18 protein-coding genes are annotated in these 20,754 nt (G+C 30.8%); 12 read left to right on the top strand and 6 right to left on the bottom strand.

The window, feature by feature from the left end; all coding sequences use genetic code 11:
- Positions 1–191 precede the first annotated feature (191 nt).
- Positions 192–467, top strand: a complete 276-nt coding sequence (locus tag SYN6308_RS19485; protein WP_017296137.1) for a YggT family protein — start codon at positions 192–194, stop codon at positions 465–467.
- Positions 468–791: 324 nt separating this feature from the next.
- Here SYN6308_RS19485 and SYN6308_RS19490 read toward each other — a convergent pair whose 3' ends face one another.
- Positions 792–1,232, bottom strand: a complete 441-nt coding sequence (locus tag SYN6308_RS19490; RefSeq protein WP_017296138.1) for a hypothetical protein — start codon at positions 1,230–1,232, stop codon at positions 792–794.
- A gap of 196 nt (positions 1,233–1,428) precedes the next feature.
- Between SYN6308_RS19490 and ldpA the strand changes: the two genes are divergently transcribed.
- Positions 1,429–2,478 (top strand): circadian clock protein LdpA, encoded by a 1,050-nt coding sequence (gene ldpA, locus SYN6308_RS19495; RefSeq protein ID WP_017296139.1) that lies wholly within the window; start codon positions 1,429–1,431, stop codon positions 2,476–2,478.
- A gap of 51 nt (positions 2,479–2,529) precedes the next feature.
- On the opposite strand, the gene SYN6308_RS19500 is transcribed toward ldpA, so the two are convergent.
- Complete coding sequence (locus SYN6308_RS19500) at positions 2,530–3,615, bottom strand: fatty acid desaturase (protein WP_017296140.1); 1,086 nt, start codon at positions 3,613–3,615, stop codon at positions 2,530–2,532.
- Positions 3,616–4,057: 442 nt separating this feature from the next.
- Between SYN6308_RS19500 and ureG the strand changes: the two genes are divergently transcribed.
- The 5 genes from ureG (at position 4,058) to cdaA (ending at position 8,836) form a co-directional block, all read left to right on the top strand.
- Positions 4,058–4,654 (top strand): urease accessory protein UreG, encoded by a 597-nt coding sequence (ureG, locus tag SYN6308_RS19505; RefSeq protein WP_017296141.1) that lies wholly within the window; start codon positions 4,058–4,060, stop codon positions 4,652–4,654.
- A gap of 153 nt (positions 4,655–4,807) precedes the next feature.
- Positions 4,808–5,581: an HAD family hydrolase gene (locus SYN6308_RS19510; protein WP_017296142.1), complete on the top strand. Its 774-nt coding sequence runs from the start codon at positions 4,808–4,810 to the stop codon at positions 5,579–5,581.
- 33 nt (positions 5,582–5,614) lie between these two features.
- Entirely contained in the window at positions 5,615–6,202 is a 588-nt protein-coding gene (locus SYN6308_RS19515) for a hypothetical protein (protein WP_026102182.1), read from the top strand.
- Positions 6,203–6,394: 192 nt separating this feature from the next.
- The gene (locus tag SYN6308_RS19525; protein WP_017296145.1) at positions 6,395–7,744 is read left to right on the top strand and encodes an LCP family protein; all 1,350 of its coding nucleotides are present in this window, start codon (positions 6,395–6,397) and stop codon (positions 7,742–7,744) included.
- A gap of 192 nt (positions 7,745–7,936) precedes the next feature.
- Complete coding sequence (gene cdaA, locus SYN6308_RS19530; protein WP_026102183.1) at positions 7,937–8,836, top strand: diadenylate cyclase CdaA; 900 nt, start codon at positions 7,937–7,939, stop codon at positions 8,834–8,836.
- A gap of 114 nt (positions 8,837–8,950) precedes the next feature.
- Here cdaA and SYN6308_RS19535 read toward each other — a convergent pair whose 3' ends face one another.
- Positions 8,951–10,294 carry a helix-hairpin-helix domain-containing protein gene (locus SYN6308_RS19535; RefSeq protein WP_017296147.1) on the bottom strand — a complete coding sequence of 448 codons (1,344 nt, stop codon included), beginning with the start codon at positions 10,292–10,294 and terminating at the stop codon, positions 8,951–8,953.
- A gap of 136 nt (positions 10,295–10,430) precedes the next feature.
- Positions 10,431–12,101 (bottom strand): DNA methyltransferase, encoded by a 1,671-nt coding sequence (locus SYN6308_RS19540; RefSeq protein WP_017296148.1) that lies wholly within the window; start codon positions 12,099–12,101, stop codon positions 10,431–10,433.
- 197 nt (positions 12,102–12,298) lie between these two features.
- Between SYN6308_RS19540 and SYN6308_RS19545 the strand changes: the two genes are divergently transcribed.
- The 4 genes from SYN6308_RS19545 to SYN6308_RS19560 all read left to right on the top strand — a co-directional run bounded on the left by SYN6308_RS19545 (position 12,299) and on the right by SYN6308_RS19560 (position 15,961).
- On the top strand, positions 12,299–13,282 hold the full coding sequence (locus SYN6308_RS19545; RefSeq protein WP_017296149.1) for an MraY family glycosyltransferase: 984 nt from the start codon (positions 12,299–12,301) through the stop codon (positions 13,280–13,282).
- 159 nt (positions 13,283–13,441) lie between these two features.
- Positions 13,442–13,801 carry a response regulator transcription factor gene (locus SYN6308_RS19550; protein ID WP_017296150.1) on the top strand — a complete coding sequence of 120 codons (360 nt, stop codon included), beginning with the start codon at positions 13,442–13,444 and terminating at the stop codon, positions 13,799–13,801.
- Between the two features lie 98 nt (positions 13,802–13,899).
- Positions 13,900–14,511, top strand: a complete 612-nt coding sequence (locus tag SYN6308_RS19555; protein WP_017296151.1) for a hypothetical protein — start codon at positions 13,900–13,902, stop codon at positions 14,509–14,511.
- Between the two features lies 1 nt (position 14,512).
- Complete coding sequence (locus SYN6308_RS19560) at positions 14,513–15,961, top strand: sensor domain-containing diguanylate cyclase (protein WP_040466893.1); 1,449 nt, start codon at positions 14,513–14,515, stop codon at positions 15,959–15,961.
- Here the strand turns inward: SYN6308_RS19560 and SYN6308_RS19565 are convergent.
- A complete protein-coding gene (locus SYN6308_RS19565; RefSeq protein ID WP_017296153.1) occupies positions 15,954–16,574 on the bottom strand; it encodes a hypothetical protein in 621 nt (206 codons plus the stop codon). The genes SYN6308_RS19560 and SYN6308_RS19565 overlap by 8 nt on opposite strands.
- Before the next feature lie 452 nt (positions 16,575–17,026).
- Positions 17,027–17,764 (bottom strand): tetratricopeptide repeat protein, encoded by a 738-nt coding sequence (locus SYN6308_RS19570; protein ID WP_017296154.1) that lies wholly within the window; start codon positions 17,762–17,764, stop codon positions 17,027–17,029.
- Positions 17,765–18,360: 596 nt separating this feature from the next.
- On the opposite strand from SYN6308_RS19570, the gene SYN6308_RS19575 reads away from it, so the two are divergent.
- Entirely contained in the window at positions 18,361–20,481 is a 2,121-nt protein-coding gene (locus tag SYN6308_RS19575) for an EAL domain-containing protein (protein ID WP_017296155.1), read from the top strand.
- Positions 20,482–20,754: the final 273 nt, after the last annotated feature.

Raw genomic sequence — 20,754 nt, forward strand, 5'->3', positions numbered from 1 at the left:
AAGCTATTAAAATTGATATAAAGTGTCAAAACCTTGATTTTTCAGTGTTTAACCTAATACCTAACACCTAATCCCTAATACCTCCGCTCATCAAAATACTTTTTAAGCAACCCCTAAATTAAGTTACATTTTTCCAAATTCAGTTAAGATAAAAGGAATAAATTGACTATATTATGGAGAAATTTTAAAGTATGGATGGTATTACTTATTTAGTTATCAGTACCGTGAGTAACTTTATTCAATTATATTTAATCTTAATTTTCGTGAGAATTTTGTTAAGTTGGTTTCAAACGGCGGAATGGGCTGGTAATATCATTTCCTTTTTAGCACCCGTAACCGATCCTTATCTTAACATTTTTCGCTCTTTGATACCCCCTTTAGGAGGTATTGATTTTTCTGCCATTTTAGCTATTTTTGTGCTACAATTAATCCCTAAAATCTTATATCAGGTAGTTGGTTTAGTTTAAAAAGTAGGGTTTTTTCTTTCTCTAATTTTGATTTAACTCAAAACCATCAATGATAAGAAATCTAGCTATTTTTCGGATTAGAAAATCAATGATTAGAAAAAAACGAATATTTTTTAAGATAATTAACTTACTTTAGTAGAGTTACGCTATGAGCAATGAATGAAATTTATTTCTTTGCGGGATATGGGTTTGTCTGAATAACTGCCTAGCAGTCTGACGAAATTAACATAACTCGCTTTGCCATAAATTGACAATGCTAATAGCTAAATTCTGCTAAAGCGACTAAGGGAAATACAATTTTGCCTCGATTTTGAAAAACTCTGATTAAAAAGTAGGATAAACTTTACTAGAAAAACCAGTCGCTTTAAATTGCTTTAATTGCAAAGGAGTGGGTTGATTAGATGGTACACTAATTCTTAATTCAAACTCACTCACTCCCGTAGGCACTTCCGCTAAAGCCCCTAATCGGGTACGATTTTGTAAAGCTGGTTCATTATTGGCATCATAAATTCTACCAAAAACATCGGCATCATAGAGAGTTTTTCCAGAAGTATTGTTGGTTTTACCCGTGATGAGGTAACAAGTAGCAGGTAAGGCACTACCTCCACTGGTGACACTTCCTTCTCCTACTCCAGCAGGGCATTCTTTATAGGATATATCAGTAATTTTTATTTGCACAAGCGCTTGGGCGGAAGGAATGGAGATAGTATTAAAGAAAAGAAAAGATATTGATAAAGTTAAAATAATTAGAAGACGACGCAACATAAATTTTTATTAGAGATAAAACTATTTCAATTCTAATGGTTTAAAGATTTTTTCAACATCTAATCCTCTAGGGTTTTATATTACTTAATATATATAAACAAATAACAAAGATTTTAAGTCGATCGAGCTGAGGTATAATTATTTTTGAAAATCATCTCATGTGACTTTTTCACTTTCATGTTTTATGGTAAATTCGTTGAAAACTCTCTCCCCTTTAGCATCATTACAACAAGGTAGATGGTTTAAGTTGATTTGTGGTGCAAGTTATCAACATTTACCTTCCATTCGCAATTTATCTTTAATTTATACTTTAGCTGGTGCGGATTGTCTGGATGTTGCCGCCGATAAGGCAGTGATTCATAGTGCCTTAGAAGGTATCAAAATCGCTCAAAATTATCGATCGAGTGCCATAGAAAAAGGTTATAATCCTCATACTGAGCCTTTTTTGATGGTTAGTATTAATGATGGTGAAGATCCTCATTTTCGTAAAGCATATTTTAATCCTAACCTATGTCCGATGGAATGTCCTCGCCCTTGTGAAAAAATTTGCCCCGCCGAAGCCATCAAATTTAATCATTTACATCAAGGAGTTATCGAAGAATTATGCTACGGTTGCGGAAGATGTTTGCCCATTTGCCCCATTAATATTATTGACACCACATCGACTATTATTAGCACTAAAGAGGTTTTACACTGGTTAGATATTTTACCTATTAGCTCGATCGAAATCCATACCCAACAAGGACATTTAGACGATTTTATCAAAGTTTGGGATATAGTCAAACCTCACCTTTCTCAACTAAAATTAATCGCCATTAGTTGCCCATATACCGATACCGTTACCGAATATTTAACCCAAATTTATCAATACATTCATCCCGTCAATATTCCCTTAATCTGGCAAACTGACGGGCGACCTATGAGCGGTGACATTGGTAGCGGTACAACCCATTTAACCATCAAATACGCTCAAAAAATGAAAGAAACCAACCTTTCAGGCTTCATTCAACTAGCCGGAGGCACAAACGAATATACCGTAGAGAAATTAAACGCCTTAAATTTGATACCCTCAGTGGTGTCTGGAGTTGCCTACGGCAGTAAAGGCAGAAAAATCATCGCTGAAACCTTACAAAAATTAGAAGAAATTTCTACCACTAATCAAATTGAAGACTATCCAGAATTATTGTGGCAAGGAGTAAACCAAGCCTTTCAACTAATTTCGCCCTTAAAAATTTCTTCTCCTTAGACATTTGATAAAAATTTTTAAGGGTTAAAACTATTATAAAGTAGTAAAATTTTACGTCTCTACCTTAATTCTGGTTGGGGTGTTAAGAATTAAATCCTCATTCAAGCGAAATGACTCCACAGAAACAAGTTTACTAGAATCACTATCCCACAAAATAAATTTAGAACACCCTAGCATATCCTTAATATGTACTGTTTTTACCTTCGAGAGAAGATGAATATTTTGATGATGACAGGCTTCCAGATTATAATTAGGGATTTTTTCGGAAAGATGATGGATATTGTGATAGCCGATGTCGGCGGTAAACCATCTTAAAATACTAGGTAATTCTAAATAACTACTTCCTTCGATCGCACCCTTAATATAATCCCAGCCTTGAGTTTTATGGGCATAAGAATCTTCAAAAATATGTTGCACAAAAAAGATATTGATAAAAATTGCCGCCGAAAAAGTCAAAGTAATCGAGTAAACAGTTAAAAAGAATCCTGCCCCCATAGTATAGGAAAGAAAAATCCAGATACTAATTACAAAAATATTATTTAAAAGCAAATCCCAAAACTCTTCTCTACTTTGCCAATGTTTAGACTGGTGCGCAGAAATTATTTTTGATAGCGTTAAAGTAGAATCTTTTTCGATCGACCTAATCACATCTATAATTAAGTCATAAATACCGAGAATGAGCGCAAGTCTTGGCTTAATGGCAAGGTAGAAAAAACCCCCCGGAATTGCCATTAATGGATGTCTTAATACCTCATAAAGCCTTTGATTTGATGGTGTCAGTTGAGAAAATTCCTCAGTAGAAAGAAAGTCAGCAACACCTCGATAACGCTCCCAATCTCCATTTGTTTTATGATGGTAAGCATGATCCCTCGACCATGAATATTGAGGCATTGCATTAATAATTCCTAAAATAAAACCGAAAAATCTATTAACCTTTTTTGATGTAAAAAGAGAATAATGTCCGCAATCGTGCATTAAGGAAAAACAACGCAGAGAAAATAACACAATCAAAATCATAATTGGGGGAAGTAACCAATAAGAAATAGACGCAACTTTAAAGGCTAAAAACCATAAAAATATATAAGGAATGACAGTATTTAGGATTTGATAAGTCGCGCGTAAATCATCACTTTTCATGTAAGGATTTAGAACAAAATCAGACTTTTTTATGATATTTTTCATGAAATAAAAGTAAGTTTATAAATAAGCGTAGTAATTAAGAATTAATTTTGTGGTAATAGAAAAGTGATAAATGACATAAATAAAATAAGAGTTGAAAGTTGTAGAAAATTTTTTATTGTTTTTTATCTTATACTTTACATTCTATCTTCTTTATTTTATAACTGATGTTACGCAGTCGAAGGAGATATTAAATACTGATGCAAAATAGATTGTATATTTTGGAATTAATAAAATTTTCTCAATACCATGTTGCCTCTTGCCTGTTGCCTCTTGCCTTTCTTAATGTAAACATTCAATTAATTCAGCTTTATAAGATAAATTAATATGACTTGAGTTTAATCTAAAATTCTTAGTTAAATGACTATCTCATGTTCAACATAAAATTACGATATATATTATGAGTACTTTTCGAGTAGGAATAGCAGGTCCTGTAGGTTCAGGTAAGACAGCATTATTAGACGCTTTATGTAAAACCATGAGGGAAAATTACTCTTTAGCTGCGGTGACTAATGATATTTATACCCAAGAAGATGCTCAATTTTTAGTCAAATCTCAGGCTTTACCATCGGAGAGAATTAGGGGGGTAGAAACGGGAGGATGCCCTCATACGGCTATTCGAGAGGATGCTTCTATCAATATTGAAGCTATAGAAGAATTAGAATCTCTATTCACAGATTTAACTTTAGTTTTTGTGGAAAGTGGCGGAGATAATTTAGCCGCTACATTTAGCCCAGAATTAGTAGATTTGACTATTTATGTTATTGATGTTGCCGCCGGGGATAAGATACCTCGCAAAGGTGGTCCGGGTATCACAAAATCTGATTTATTGGTGATAAATAAAATAGATTTAGCGCCCTATGTTGGTGCTAGTTTAGAGGTTATGATTAGGGATACAAAAAAAATGCGGGGGGAAAAACCTTTTGTTTTAACTAACCTTAAAACGGGGGAAGGTTTACATCAGGTAGTGGATTTTATCAAATTTCATTACCAGTAATTTGAAAATTGAAAATTGAGAATGGGGAATTAAACATCTCCAGAAAAGAGTTTTAATAAATTGTAGGGTTTGAATAATATTCAACCCTCATAGGGGGTTTTGTTGGGTTACGAAGAGTGCTAACCCAACCTACATATTAATTAGGTAAATATTATGAAAATTTTAGTAACGGATTTTGATGGTGTTATTTGTGATGGTTTAAGGGAATATTTTTATAGTAGTAAGCTAGTTTATCAAAAAATTTGGTTCGATCGATCATCGATCGAGCTTGATAGTTTACAGTCTCAATTTAATTTGTTGCGCCCTATGGTAGAAACTGGTTGGGAAATGCCTTTATTATTAAGAGTTTTAACTTGGGGTGAAACTCCTGAAAATATTTTAGAAAATTGGTATAATATCAAAGAAAAAGCGATTAAAATACTTAATTTACAAGGCATAAAAATCGAAATAATTGCTAAAACTTTAGATGAAATTAGAGAACAACAAATAAAAGATGATCTCGATCGATGGTTATCTTTACAAGAATTTTATGCAGGAGTAAAATCTAAACTTCAACAGTTAATGAATCGAGATATAAAAATCTATATAATTACTACCAAAGAAGGAAAATTTGCAAGAAAGCTATTAGAAAAAGAAGGGATTTATTTACCAGAAAATACTATTTTTGGCAAAGAAGTTAAACGCCCTAAGTATGAAACTTTACGATTAATTATCCAACAAGAAAAAATTGAGCCTTCTCAAGTATGTTTTATCGAAGATAGATTAGAGGCTTTAGCATTAGTTAATCAACAGTCAGACTTACAAGAAGTTAAACTATTTTTGGCTTTATGGGGGTATAATACAGAGAAAACAAAACTTCAAGCTCAAGAAAAACCTAAGATTAATTTGTTATCATTAGCCAATTTTACTGGCAATGATGTATTCTAATGTTTGATGATATTTACTAATCCTAGTCATGACATGAGTTATACCACAGACGAGTTAATTAAATTTTTGGAGTTAGAATTAAGGGCAACTTGGGGAGGAAAAAGAATTATCTTTAATGCGGAAGAAAAGCTAGATAATCCTGTGGTAGCTAAGGCAATGGATTTAGAAAAAATGAGTCGGGTTTTTGTCTTTCGTGATTTTCGTCAACAAATCCATGAATATCAACTAAAACACAAGGTTTCGGGAGTAATTTGGCGTACAGTTAATTTTCAAGGTAAGTCTTTTCGTTGCCCTGAAGTCTATAATCAATTAATTGCTATTGAGGGGGATAAGGAAATTTTGATGAATGCTAAGTCGTCTGTACTTGATTTTTGGCGTGATGCTACTCAAGGAATGAAATTTTATTTAAGTATCGATCGAACTTCCCCTATATCACAAGAACAATTAGAAAAATTATACCATCAAGGGGAATGGGCTGAATTAGATGGAGGAACAGAGGAGATATACTTAGGTTTATGTTGGGGAAATCCTAAAGAATATATTTATCAATGGGCAAATCCCGCTTCAGGTTATCATCGCATTATTGCTACCTATAATCAACCTAGTGAAATTAATATTTAAAATTAATGGAGAATTGAAAATGGAGAATGGAGAATGGAGAATGGAGAATGGAGAATGGAAAATTAAAAATACTTCCTTTCTTTCCCTAAAGACTTTTTAAGCAACCTCTAAATATGCCAAAAATATAACTTTGATAGTGCATAAACGAATTAATCTATTAAACAAAAATCAATTTTTAAAATCGAATTAACTGTGAAATTGACAAACAAACCTAGTAAAAAAAAGCCTAAATATCCAAGTAAAAATAAGTCATCAAAAAAGCCATTTTCTCCTTTATATCAAGGTTTTATTTGGGGCGGATGTTTTACTATTACTGCGACAATTTCTAGTTTTTTAGGGATAACTATAGGCTTAAAAACTCCCATTGACTTTAACCCTTTTATTAATAAAGTAGATGCAATCAAAAAGTTTGGCATAAATGCTTTTTTTACTCAACAATTACCACAACCTGTTAATATTTTAGTCATGGGTATTGATGCAGTACCTAATGATAATGGTAATTCAGAAAATCGTTTTTCTGGTCGTAGTGATACTATGTTATTAGTACGTTTTCAGCCTGATGATAATTCTTTGAAACTCTTATCGATTCCACGAGATAGCCGTGTGAGATTTCCTAATGAGCGTTATGACAAAATCAACAGCGCCAATGCCATTGGGGGAGTGCCTTTTGTGAAAGAGGTTATTCAAGAAAACTTTGAAGGTATTACCATTGATAAACATATCCGAGTTACCACGAATGCTTTTAAGGATTTAGTTGATTTAATTGGTGGTATTGAAGTTTATGTGCCAATGGATATGAAATATACGGATAAAACTCAAGGATTGTATATTGATTTAAAGGAAGGAAAACAAACTTTAAATGGTGATGAAGCTGAACAATTTTCCCGTTTTCGTAGTGATAATTTAGGAGATATTGGTAGAGTGCAACGACAACAAATGTTACTCAAAGCATTACGAAAAAGACTACAATCCCCTCAAGGATTATTCAAAATTCCTAAAGCGATACAATTATTACAAGACGAAATTGATACAGATTTGACTTCCTCAGAAATATATAATCTGGCGGCTTTTGGTTTAAGTGTGGATAAAGAAAATGTGCGTATGGTGATGTTACCCGGGCGCCCTAGTAACCCCAGAGAGTATCGTCTTAGTTATTGGTTGATTTCTGATGATGACAAAAACAGAGTGATTCAAGAATATCTTAATAGTGATACTTCTTTTAATGATACTCGATCGAGCCAACAACAACGTATTAGTATTCAAAATACCACCTCGAATAGAGAATTAGCTCGAAAATTAGCTTTATTTTTAGAAGAAAACGGCTATAACAACGTTTATTTGTCTCAAAATTCTTCCTATCCTATTTCCGTTACTCAAATTATCGCTCAAAAAGGAGACACTCGATCGGCTCAAAAAATTAAAAGCATCCTCAATTTTGGCGAATTGGAATCTTCCTCCATCGGTGACATCGATTCAGATATTACCATTAGAGTAGGTAATGACGCAGAAAAGTTACTGCTAAATGATACCTTTGTGAAATAAAGAACTTAATTTATCTGTTATCTTCTATCTTCTAACTCCTATCCTCATCAAAAAACTTTTTCAGTACTGCCTAAATATGTTATGATTTTTTTAACTTATTAGTGACTACAAAAATTTTAAATAACAGTTAACTTTAAAAGTTTGTAGTGTATTATTGTTTTAGGAAAATTATTAGTAGTGAGTTAAAATTTGATGTTTTGGTCGGGTTTTCCTGACAATTTACCTTTTGTGTTGCGACAATTGCTCGACATAGCACTGTTATCTTTCTCATTTTATTTTATATCTATCCTTATCAAAGAGCGTCGCGCCCAACGAATGATTCGGGGTTTACTAATCCTGATCATTATTTTATTTCTGAGCGATCGAGTTTTCAAGCTAACATTATTTAGCTTTTTTTTAGAAAGACTGGTAATAATTTGTTCTCTTTCAATGGCGGTGATATTTCAATCAGATTTCCGCCGTTTTTTAGAACTATTAGGAAAGGGAGATTTAGGACAATTTTTTGAATCAAATCCTCATTTACCCAAAGAAGATACCGTCATCGATGAAATTGTTGATGCCATCAAAGAATTATCTCAAAATCGCACGGGAGCTTTGATTATCATTGAAACATTTAATACTATTGAAGAAAGAATTTTTCTCAATCCGGGTGTCAAACTTAACGCTGAAATTAGTAAAGAATTACTACAAACTATTTTTCAAACGAAAACCTTACTTCATGATGGCGCCGTTTTCATTCGAGGTTCGGAAATCGTCTCAGCTAGTGTTATTTTACCACTGTCCGATCGCACTGCTTCCCGTCAATTAGGCACTCGCCATCGTGCCGCTATGGGTATTACAGAAAGAGTAGAAAATTGTATCTGCATAGTAGTTTCAGAAGAAACAGGGTCAATTTCTTTAGGAGAAAAAGGTGTTTTAAATCGCCCTTTAACCAGTACAAAATTAAAGGAATTATTAGAAGAAAAGCTATCAAAACCCCAAGAAAGGGAAGTGGTAACAGGAGTTACTCGTTTAAGCAAAAAACTAGGTTTTAAAGGTTTAAATATGGTTAAAAGTATCCTTAAATTAGATTCTGGTAAATCCCGTAAATAATTAAGAATTAAGAATTAAGAATTGAGAATTAAGAATTAAGAATTAATAATTAATAATTAATAATTATCTCCTAGTCTTCTAGTCTCCCCTCATCAAAAAACTATGAGTCAACGCCTAATTATTAATTCTTTGAAGATAGGCAAAAAAACCAGCATTTTTTAAAGATTCTACTGTATTATCTGCATTTTGTACCCAATAATTATCTCCAAAACGCACAAAAATTCTTTCATTTACACCGTCTATTATTGCCATAGTGGGGATTACTGCTTCATTTTTATCCCCCGATTGTTCTTGTAAAATACTCTTTAATTTGCCCTGAATTTGAGGGTTAATAGCTTGTTCTGGACTTAATTGAATATATACTGTTTGGATATTTTCCATTTTGTTAATTTGATTAATAATAAGTTGTGATTTGTCGCCTTTATTATCAGCTTTACCCCAAATAAGTAGGGGAGTATCTTCAATTAAATTGTCTTTTACTTGGTCATAATTACTAGCGAAAATAATACCATCCGCTTGTCCAGAAATATCTTCTAAAGTCAAAAAAGCCATATTATTATTATTTTTATCTATATGTTTTTTAATAGTAGTTAATATGGCAACGACACATATTTTTGTGCGAGATTTTTGTTCAGATAAGTCACTTAGATTGACAGGATTTAAAAATTTAGCTGATTCTTTAAAAGGTTTTAACGGATGTTCAGAAACATAAAAGCCTAAGTGTTCTTTTTCTGATTTTAACTTTTCTTGGGGGGAAAAATCTTCTATTTTTGGTAATTGTGGAGCGTTTTCATACTTAGTTTCTACGGCAGATTCTGAGTCATTTCCTAACATTAAATCAAATACATTTAATTGTCCTGTTTCTTTCTCTTTTAGCCTTTTTTGTGACCAATTAATTAGTAAATCTAAGCCTTCAATTAATTGACGGCGATTACTATGAATTGTATCAAATCCTCCAGCATAAATTAATGTTTCTAAGGCTCGGCGATTGACGGTTTTTAAGTTAATTTTACTCATAAAATCGGCAAAATCTTTAAAAATTCCTCCTGCTTTTTCCCTCGCTTCTAGGATATTATCGATCGCACCTTCTCCTAAGTTTTTAATAGCTGAAAAACCGAAAATAATATCTTTTCCTTGAGGAGTAAATTCTTTATGGGAATAGTTAATATTAGGTGGTTTAACATCAATACCAATTTTTAAACAATTTTCTCGATATTTTTCAATTTTTTCCTGACTATCACTACTAGCACTCAATAAAGCTGACATATATTCTACGGGATAATTTGCCTTTAAATATGCTGTTTGATAGGTGACATAAGCATAAGCCGTCGAGTGAGATTTATTGAAACAATTGGAGGCAACTAAACCATTTGCTAATAAAAAATTATGGTCTTTTTCTACTCCAATATCATAGACTTGTTGAGAGGAGATCGATCGTCTTTTCAGTATTTTTACCATAGTTTTTTAATAATTTATTGTATTCAAAAAATATTATATTAATTTTAGATCGACTAATGATGGTGGGTCTGTTCGTGATATTATGTCCATTATCTGAGATTTTATCCATGACCCACCCTACTAATTTATCTATGGTTTAAATACCATTAATTTCTATTTGTTCACCATTAGATTGAGTTTCTTTTTGGGCTTGTTTAAAGGTACTTTTTCCCCAACTTAAATCATAATATTCTGGCTTTTCTTCTCCACTAATTAAACCTTCAATACTAAAGACTTGAATGACGGGATATTGTTTGCCATTTCCTGCTTGATAAAATCCTGCTTTTGATGCTTCTTGAATCATCGGTTTTGTCGGCGGAGTGAGGGTGATAAAAAATCCCATACTAGCTTTATTAGCTTCGATCGTACCTCGTAAATCTCTTATCATAGATACATTAACATTTTTACCCCCTTTAACACTAACGATAATTTTTTTGATGACAGATTCGCTTTTTTCACTGTCAAAATCATCAAAATAAATCATACCATCGATACCAGAATCAGCACCTTTTTTCTTCTTTCCTTGATAGGGTTGTGCATTGACAAGGGAAATTGCCCACCATTGAAATTGATAAGCGTCTCGATTAAATAAATCAAGAGCAGATTCTAAATTATTAGGTGTTCCTTCTACTTCAAAAAAGTCTGTTTTTTTCTTAACTAAGTCTTCAGAATTATCTAAATATTTCTCAGAAAAAGCATCTCTTAAACGTTTCTCAATGAGAGAAATTGCTAAGTGGGTAATATCAATACCAATCCATTGTCGATCGAGCTTTTCCGCCGCATGAACTGCCGTACCACAACCACAAAATGGGTCTAAAATTAAGTCATTTTTATTACTACTTGATTCGATGATTCTTTCTAATAATTTTAATGGTTTTTGGGTAGGATAACCCAATCTTTCTTTATGTGAACCGTGCAAATGTTCTATATCATCCCAATTATCCGTTATGGGTTGCCCGTGCATTTCATCTAAATATCTTTTAAATCTCGGTACTCCTCCTTTTTTACTCTGGACAATTAAACCATCTTCATAGGCTTTTTGCATCCTTTCTTTTGTCCATCGCCAAACACGTTTTACTCCTAAAAATTCATAGGTTAAATTAGGTCGATCGGGGTTAGGATTAGTTAGATCACCTAAACGATAACGTCTGCCATTTTCATCCACAAAACGATAAAATTTATCTAAATATTCTTGATTATATTCTCCATAAACTTTATTAAAAGTTACCACATCACTTTTAGAATATCTAAGAATAACATCTCGACAATTAGAAAAATTTATTTTAGTTTGACTTTTAGGTTGCGATCGTTTCCATGAGATTTCATTTCTAAAGTTTTTAGGCTCAAAAATAATGTCTAAAATCATCTTTAAATAATGGGACGCTGTGGGATCACAATGTAAATATAAGCTACCTGTTGACTTTAAGACTCGATGCAATTCTACTAACCTAATTGCCATCATTACCAAGTAAGCAGAAAGGGAATTTTTCCCTAAAGTACGCACTAATAAATCTAATAATTCTGCTAAATCTCCTCTAATTTGTTTCAAATCTTGGATACATCTTTCTGATTCAATATTCCAAGTCCAAGTATCTTCAAAAGCCGTAATTTGTGCCGATGACTTTTCTCCTTTTGGACTGTTAAAAATTACGTTATAATTTACTTGAGAATTGAAGGGCGGATCGAGATAAATTAAGTCTATAATCTCGTCTTCAATTTCGTTTCTGAGAATGTCTAAATTATCTCCATAATAAAGTTTTTTAATCATCTTAATACCTCCTAATTTTTATTCTTTATATATAAACATTCTTAAATAATTCATGGTAAATCAATCATTATTAAAATCAATATCGAACATTCTTTGCCTCCTGACTCTTGTCTTTTGCCTTCCTCCACCGAGAAATTTATGGTTGACTGAGATGAATTGTGATATTTTTATTGATAAATTTATCTATTTTTTAGTTTATGTCGATTATATTTATTTCCATTGCTAGTTTTTTGTTGAGTTTGCTATTAGTGTTTCTAATTAAAGAGAATTTTAGTAAACAACTTTTAGATATTCCTAATGAACGTAGTTCCCATGTTAAACCAACTCCGAGGGGAGGAGGATTAGGATTTGTTATTACTTTTATTTTAGGGGTTATTGTCATCGCTTTTTTCCCCATTTCTTCCCTCGAATCAGACATATTTTTACCTTTAATTCTTTTACCTTTAACTATTATCGGTTTTTTGGACGATCGATTTAATTTACCTTCTTTATTACGTTATGGAGTACAATTTGCCGTAGCTATTTTTGCCGTGATTCATTACAACCTCTTTCCTTTTCCCTTTGATAATTTAGGCTTAATGGGGGTGATTATTGCCACCATATTAACGGTAATTGGCTTTACTGCCCTAATTAACTTCTATAATTTTATGGATGGTTTAGACGGTATTGTCGCAGGAGTTTGTGTGGTGCAATTTTCTTTTGTAGCGATTTATTTACAACAATATCAATGGTTAATTCTCATCGGTGCTTTATTAGGATTTTTGTATTGGAATTGGTCTCCTGCTAAGATATTTATGGGAGATGTGGGAAGTACTTTTCTTGGAGGTGCGATCGCCATTGCTTTACTACAAAATCCTAATAATTTAAGTTTATCATGGTCGGCAATTTTTATCACCTTACCCTTAGCTGGGGATGCCATTTATACTATTATTTGTCGGTTGATTAGAAAAGAAAATATTTTTCAAGCCCATAGAAGCCACATTTATCAAAGATTACAACAAAGCGGTTGGAGTCATCAAAAAGTCGCATTAACCTATATTTTTCTTACCCTAATTATGGGTTTAGCAATTTTTTATCTTGATTTTTATGGTGCTTTATTCAGTTTATTATTTGCTATTATTTTAATAATTATTAGTGAAAAATATTTTAAAAGTTATTCCCTGATTAATGCCCTAGAATAAAGACTTTATCGGGATAATTTATAAATTATCCCTAGGAAAGACATTTTTTGAGAAATGATCTAAAATGACTATAGTCTCTATGAGCTTTTTTAAGATATGATTGAAAGATCGATCGAGCCTAAAGTAAATAATACTTAATAAACTAATTTTAAGAAAAATATGGCATTAATTTTAATTGTTGATGATGCGCTATTATCCCGAAGCATGGTTAAAAAAATTGTTAAGAATTTAGGACATTCTACCATAGAAGCTAAAGACGGAGAAGAAGCCTTAAGCAAAATTGAACAAGAAAAACCTGATTTTGTCTGTTTAGATATGCTAATTCCTAAACTTAATGGTATAGAAGTTTTACAAAAATTACAAGAAGAAAATTGCTCAATTCCTGTGGTAATGATTACAGCAGATACTCAAGAAACAACTAGACAAAAAGGTTTAGAATTAGGTGCAATTTCGGTATTAAATAAACCAGTTAAAGCCGAAATTCTTAAAGAACTTATTAATAATAGCCTAAATTTATAGTATTGATAAAAAACACTATTGTTAAAAATTTTGTGGATATAATTACTATTTTTTTACTAGAATCATTGAATAGATAAATCAAACAAATTACTAAACCCATGAATCTCACCTCAGAACAAATTGATGCACTACAAGAAATAATCAATATTGGTGTAGGACAAGCAGCAGGAGTTTTAAATGAAATGTTGAGTAGTCATATTACTCTCCAGATTCCTTTTATTAAAACTTTTAGTCCAGATTTAGTTAAACAAGAGTTAGAATTAAAATTAGGAAAAGGTAAATTTTCTGCCGTAGAATTAGAGTTTTTTGGCTCGATAAGTGGTAATGCAGAATTAGTTTTTCCGACAGATAGTGCTGCCGAATTAGTCTCTATTGTTACCGATGAAGAAATGGAAATTTCCGAATCAGAGTTAGATGAATTAAAAGTTGGTGCATTAACAGAAATTGGTAATATTGTTATTAGTGGGGTAATGGGTGCAATTAGTAATCTTTTATCCCAAGATTTAGAGTATTTTCTACCTTCTTATATGGAGGGTAATATAGATAATTTAATTGACAATCAACAGTTAGAAAAACATTCTACTTTAGTTTTAGCTCAAACTCGTTTTTTTATTGAAGAAACAAAGATACAAGGTGATATTATTCTGATTTTTCATCTAGGAAGTTTTCATACAATATTACAGGCTTTACAGGAATTAGATGGGGATTAAAATGAAGATTAATCGCTTAGAACATAAAATAGCACAATCAAGATTTACTATCTTAGATCATATTCCTGTAGGAGTATGTATAATTCAACAAGATATGACGGTTATTTTTTGGAATAAATGTTTAGAAAAATGGACTAATATTTCACGCCATCAAATTTTAAATCAAAAAATATATGATTTTTTTCCTCATTTAATTAAACCAAAATATTATAATCGTATTCAAAATATTTTCAAAGGTAGTCCTGCCACAATTTTTTCTTCTCAACTTCATAAACATATCATTCCTTCTCCCTTATCTAACGGTAACTTACGCATTCAACATACGATCGTAACACCAATACCCCATTTTAAAAATGATGGTTATGACGGAATGATTGTTATTCAGGATGTTACAGAAGCGAGTAATTTAATCAAACAACATCAAGAAATGCGAGATAAAGCATTAAAAGAATTGAATTATCGCAAAAAAATAGAAGAAGATTTATCAATAAAAAGTAAAGAGTTACAAAAAAGAAATTTAGAATTAACTCAACTCTACAAGATGAGTCAATTACTTCAAAATTGTGATGATATTGAACAAGCCTATTCTATCATCAAAACTTCTGCTGAGTTGCTTTTTGATAATTTAGTGGGAGGATTTTTTTTCATGGATGAAAATGGAGAAACTATTAAAATAATTAATTGTGGTAATTTAGATCGTAATATCGCTGAAAAATGTTTACTTATTTTTAAAGAGAATAAAGATTTATTATCTAAGTTTAATTCATCTCAATCACAATCATTTTATTATCCCTTAAAAGCAAAAGAAAAAGATTTTGGTTTTATCTATTTTACCAGTAACGATCGACAAGGTATAAGTGAAGGACAAAAAATATTTGCTATTAATTTTGCTGAGCAAATTGCCTTAATTTTAGCTAATATTTCTTTAGGGAAAAACTTATATAAAATGAGTATAACAGATTCCTTAACAGGTCTTTATAATAGACGTTATTTAGATGAAATTCTCCAACGAGAAATTAATATAGCACAAAAAAATAATGAACTAAGAAGTGTTATCATGATAGATATTGATTACTTTAAAAAAATTAATGATACTTTTGGCCATGATGCGGGAGATTTAGTTTTAACTATAGTTAGTAATCTTTTACTGGAAAAAACTCGTATCTCCGATTTTGTTTGTCGTTATGGTGGTGAAGAATTAACTATTGTATTGTCAAACACTTCGATCGAGCGAACAAAAGAAAGGGCGGAAGAAATTAGACAGGCAATCAAACAATTAAATTTAGTCTATAATAATCAGTCTTTACCAAATATTACAGCTTCTTTTGGTATTGCTTGTTTTCCCTCTCACGGTTTAACACCTCAAGCTATACTTTTAGAGGCAGATACGGCACTTTATCAAGCTAAAGAACAAGGGCGCGATCGTGTTATCATAGCTTCCATTAGGTAGAAATTCTATATTTAACACCGGCAAAAGTCAAAGTAATGAATAGGATGATAAAAGCAATAGTTAAAGGGTAAAAATTTATCACCCATAAACTCATTAACACTAAGCAAATAAAGTCGGCAAATAAGATGAATATTTTATCAGAAAAAGTATAATTTGTTAAACTAAATTTATCCGTTTCAAGTACTTTTAATGGTGCTAAACTATTGAACCAAATTAGACTAATTACAACAAATATTGCCCCCCAACCTAAAGAGAATAAAGATAAATAAAATCCGAATAATTCAATTATAATGGTAGAGATAATGACGAATAGAAATTGAGATAAATTATTATTTTCTCCATCAAAAATTGTGTCTTGTGAGGTAAGATTTACTTTTTGAGATTCTTGTTTGATCTCTTGTGTTAAAATATCGTAGTTATATGAATTGTTAGATTTTCCCAGAGAATAAGATGTTATATCAACAAATGCCATTCTAGCTTGTTCTAAGGAAAATAAAAAAAAAGAAAACGATATTAATTGTTCAGATAAATTATTTAAAGTCAAAGATTGCCATAATAATCCAAAACTTGCGGGGAAAAATAATATAAAAAGACAAACTTTCAACCACAACATAAACTCTAACAATCTCGATCGAACTAGAAAATATAAAACTTTCTTAATTTAACATAAAAATAGTCAAAAAATGAGGAATGAGGAATTAGGAATTAGGAAATTAATCAATAACCCACCGTGTAATGAATTACACGTCTAATAATATCACCTCAGTTTGATGCAAGAATGTTTGATAAGGGCAGGTTGCAGATTTCAGGTGTAATTTTCAGAAGATTATATAATTCGATCAAAGAATTGAAGATAAAAAAATCAATTAGGATATATTTTTTGTCAATTCTTTAACCTAATACCTAATACCTGATACCTGATACCTTATCTTAACCGATGATTTTATGTCGAACTCAGATTCAATAAATTGAACTCAACATCTTTGAAGGAGGGTAACATTCTTAATTCTCAATTCTTAATTCTTAATTCTTAATTCTCAATTCTTAATTCTCAATTCTTAATTCTCAATTCTTAATTCTTCTCATCCCTAAAATTTGATAACAAGTAGCTAATTGTTGTAAAGTTTTTTCCTCAACCTCATAGACTTCTCGGAGTTTTTCATAGTAGATAATGGCATCTCCATATAGACATTGTCTTTGATAAATCGTCGCCATCTGCAATAATGCCCAATAGTCATCAGGTTTGATAGCTAAAGCCTGTAGATAACTTTGCTTGGCGTTTTCCCACTGTTTCAACATTTGTTGACATTCCCCTTGCCAGTAGTAACTCCAATAATCGTGATGACGAAGATTTAAGGCTTTTTGGATATAATCTAAAGCGGGTAAATATTTCTGTTGATGATAGTAAGATTTTCCTAAGCGAAAAGTTGCCCAATAATCACGAGGTTTGTGATTTAATGCGCAGTGAAAACATTTTATGGCTTCCCCATGATTTTCTAATCTTTTCTGCCATATATATCCTTGATCATACCACCCCCAATAATTATCAGGCTCAATATCACAGGCAGTGTGCAAACTCACAATAGCTTCTTTATATCTTGTTAATTCTTCTAATACTTTTCCTCGATAATACCATGCAAAATAGTCCTGAGGATGATATTCGATCGCCCTTTCATAACTATATAAAGCATCTTGACATAAATTACGTTCTCTTAATTGACTAGCTTGATTATACCATCCTTGATAACTGTCAGGACGACATTCTAAGACTCGATAAACCTCATTCATTTTAGTTGCTACCATAATATTCAAGTTTTTCTGACAATTGCTAATGTTTATAAATATGTAACTAATATATTTATAAACTACAAATTTGATAAATTTAGATGTTTTTTGATGCCTAACTTACAGATAAAGAAAGAAGTACCGACTCAAAATAAATTGTATAATTTAGAATTAATAAAAATTATCTATAATCTTTATTAGAATTTTGCTAGAATTTAAAATTGATTCAATTTTCATCGATAGATAGTAAGTTTTGCTTTTTATCTTCCTATGTTTCTATCTTCTACTGTTTAAATGACAATCTTGATTACTTATAAAATATAAAATGAAAAATATAACGGAGTTGCTTGTTAATATTTACAATATAGACTAAACAACATGGGGTAATTTAAAAAGAAAAAAGATGAAATTAAATTGGAAGTGTTAATTCTAATATAGATTAATTCTCAATTCCAAAGGGGGAATATTTCCCCTGAAAATCTGATAACTTAAATACGATCGTTATATTATCTTCTATTGTAGATTGAATTAGTCCATAGTTTTGATTTATGATTAACTTTATTATAACAGTCAATAATTAATCAAGTGTAGAACACAAAAGGTGACAAGACTTAATGAATAAGAATAACTCCATTCGACATATATTAGCCGTAGAATCAGGAAATTGGAAAAAAAATTTTTTTCTCGATAAAAATAGCTATTCTATTGGGCGAAATTCCACTAATTCTTTAATTATTAATCATCGAGTAATTTCAAGAAATCATAGTAGTTTAATTAAAGTTACTTATTCATCTCAAAAAGATAGTAATCAAGGAGAAAATCTTTTTTGGATTGTCGATGGAGATTTAAAAGGAAATAGAAGTACAAATGGCATTTATGTTAATGGAAAACAATGTTTATGCCATGCCTTAAAACCGGGAGATGTAATATTTTTTGGTGGCATAGAAGTTAAAGCAAAATACGATATTATCGATTTAGAAACCAAAACTTTTTTTAGTACCAATCCTGAAAAACAGGTTTCTATTTTTACTCAAGAAACGGATAATATAAATAATATTACTTTAAGTTTACCAATAATTAAAAACCAAGACTTAGAAAAATTTGAGTTAGTTGCTGAAGGTATTTTGATTATTGATTTAGAAAGTCACAAAATTTTAACGGCTAATTCAAGTTATAGTGAGATAGTTGACTATCCTTTTTCTGATCTTATTAGTTTAACAATTGAAGATTTATGGGTATTAGAAAAAGATATAATTGATTATGATCTTGAGATTATCAATAATTATAATATTGCTATTACCAAAGAATCTATCCATAGAAAAAAAGATGGGAATTTAGTTTATGTTTTAGTTCATTGTAATCCTGTTATTTATAATAATAAAAAATCTTTATTTGTTTCAGTCCAAAATATTAATAATTTGAAAAAAATTGAAGATGCTATTCGTTTTCAAACTAATCATGATTCAGTGAGTAATTTACCAAATAAGAGATTATTTATTGAACAATTATCATTATCTTTAGGATATAACAAAATTAAACAAGATGATTTAGGTATAATCAAGCTACGTCTTAATAATTGGAAAGATATTATTGAGAGTCTAAATATTGACAGTGAAGGAAGATTACTACAAGATGTTGTTAAGCAGATAAAAAATACTCTTTCAGCAGGAGATACTATGGCAAAATGGTCTGATGATGAGTATATTATTATGATTGAGGAAGCTAAAAATAATGATAAAGTCGATCGAATTATTAAAGATATTTTAACAAATATTAATAAAACATGGACAAGAGAAAACCAAAGTTTTTTAATGACAGTGAATTTTGGTGTAAGTATTCATCCTCAAGATGGTAATAATATTCAAGAATTGTTAAAAAAAGCATCAAAGGCTTTAGAATCAAGTTATCATCAATCTGTGAATAATTATCAATATTATAGTCCTTCATTAATTGATGAACCAAGAAGATTAGATAAATTAGTTTTTGAAACTCTTCAAACTCAAAATTTATTAGTAAAATATAATCCTATTATTAATACTCAAAACCTAGAATTTTTTACTCTCAATAGTACTATTTCCATAGAAAATGATCAGGAAGAAAAATTAACAGATGTACCGATATTAACCACAGCTTCTGCCATTAGCTTAACCTCTAATTTGATATACCAATGGTTAAATAAAATTGCTGAAGATATAAAAACATGGGAGAAAAATGGTATTGTTGCTCCAAGCATAAGCATTAAAATACTGCTTTCTTGTTTACTAGATACGATATTTGTTGATTCTTTAGTTAAAATAATTACAGAGAAAAAATTAATGAATTTAGAGTTAGATATTATTTGCGATCGAGAAGTATTTGATCTAAAATTAGTAGAAGAAAATTTAGTGAAATTAAAAGAATTAGGAATCTTATTTTCTTTATTTGATTTTGATGTAGTTAAATTCAACGAATTAGATAATAATAAAGTAAAATTTACTACCCTAAAAATATCAGATTCCTTAACAAAAGATTTAGAAGATAATTCACCAAAAAGACCACTAATTTATAGTATAATCAGCTTAGGAAATGCTTTAAATGTAAAAATAATTGGAGAAGGTATTAATACAGAAACCCAACGGGATATATTAGTGAATTTAGGTTGTGAAGAAATGCAAGGAATGTTGTTTTCAGCCTCACTTTCTGGAGAAGAAATAATCAATTTTTGTCCTAGTTTACCCTTTGAAAAAGTGTTATAAACAATTAAGAATTAAGAATTAAGAATTAAGAATTAAGAATTAAGAATTAAGAATTAAGAATTAAGAATGTTACCCACCTTCAAAGATGTTGAGTTCAATTTATTGAACGTGATATTATTAGACGTGTAATTCATTACATGGTGGGTTATTGATTAACTTCCTCATTACTCATTACTTATTACTCCCCTAAACAGTCAATTTTTGGGTAGTAGCAATATCTGAGTAAATCCTCTTTCTCTGTCTGAAGGAATGAACTTCGATCGAGTAAAATAA

This window comes from Geminocystis herdmanii PCC 6308, assembly GCF_000332235.1.
Lineage (GTDB): Bacteria > Cyanobacteriota > Cyanobacteriia > Cyanobacteriales > Cyanobacteriaceae > Geminocystis > Geminocystis herdmanii.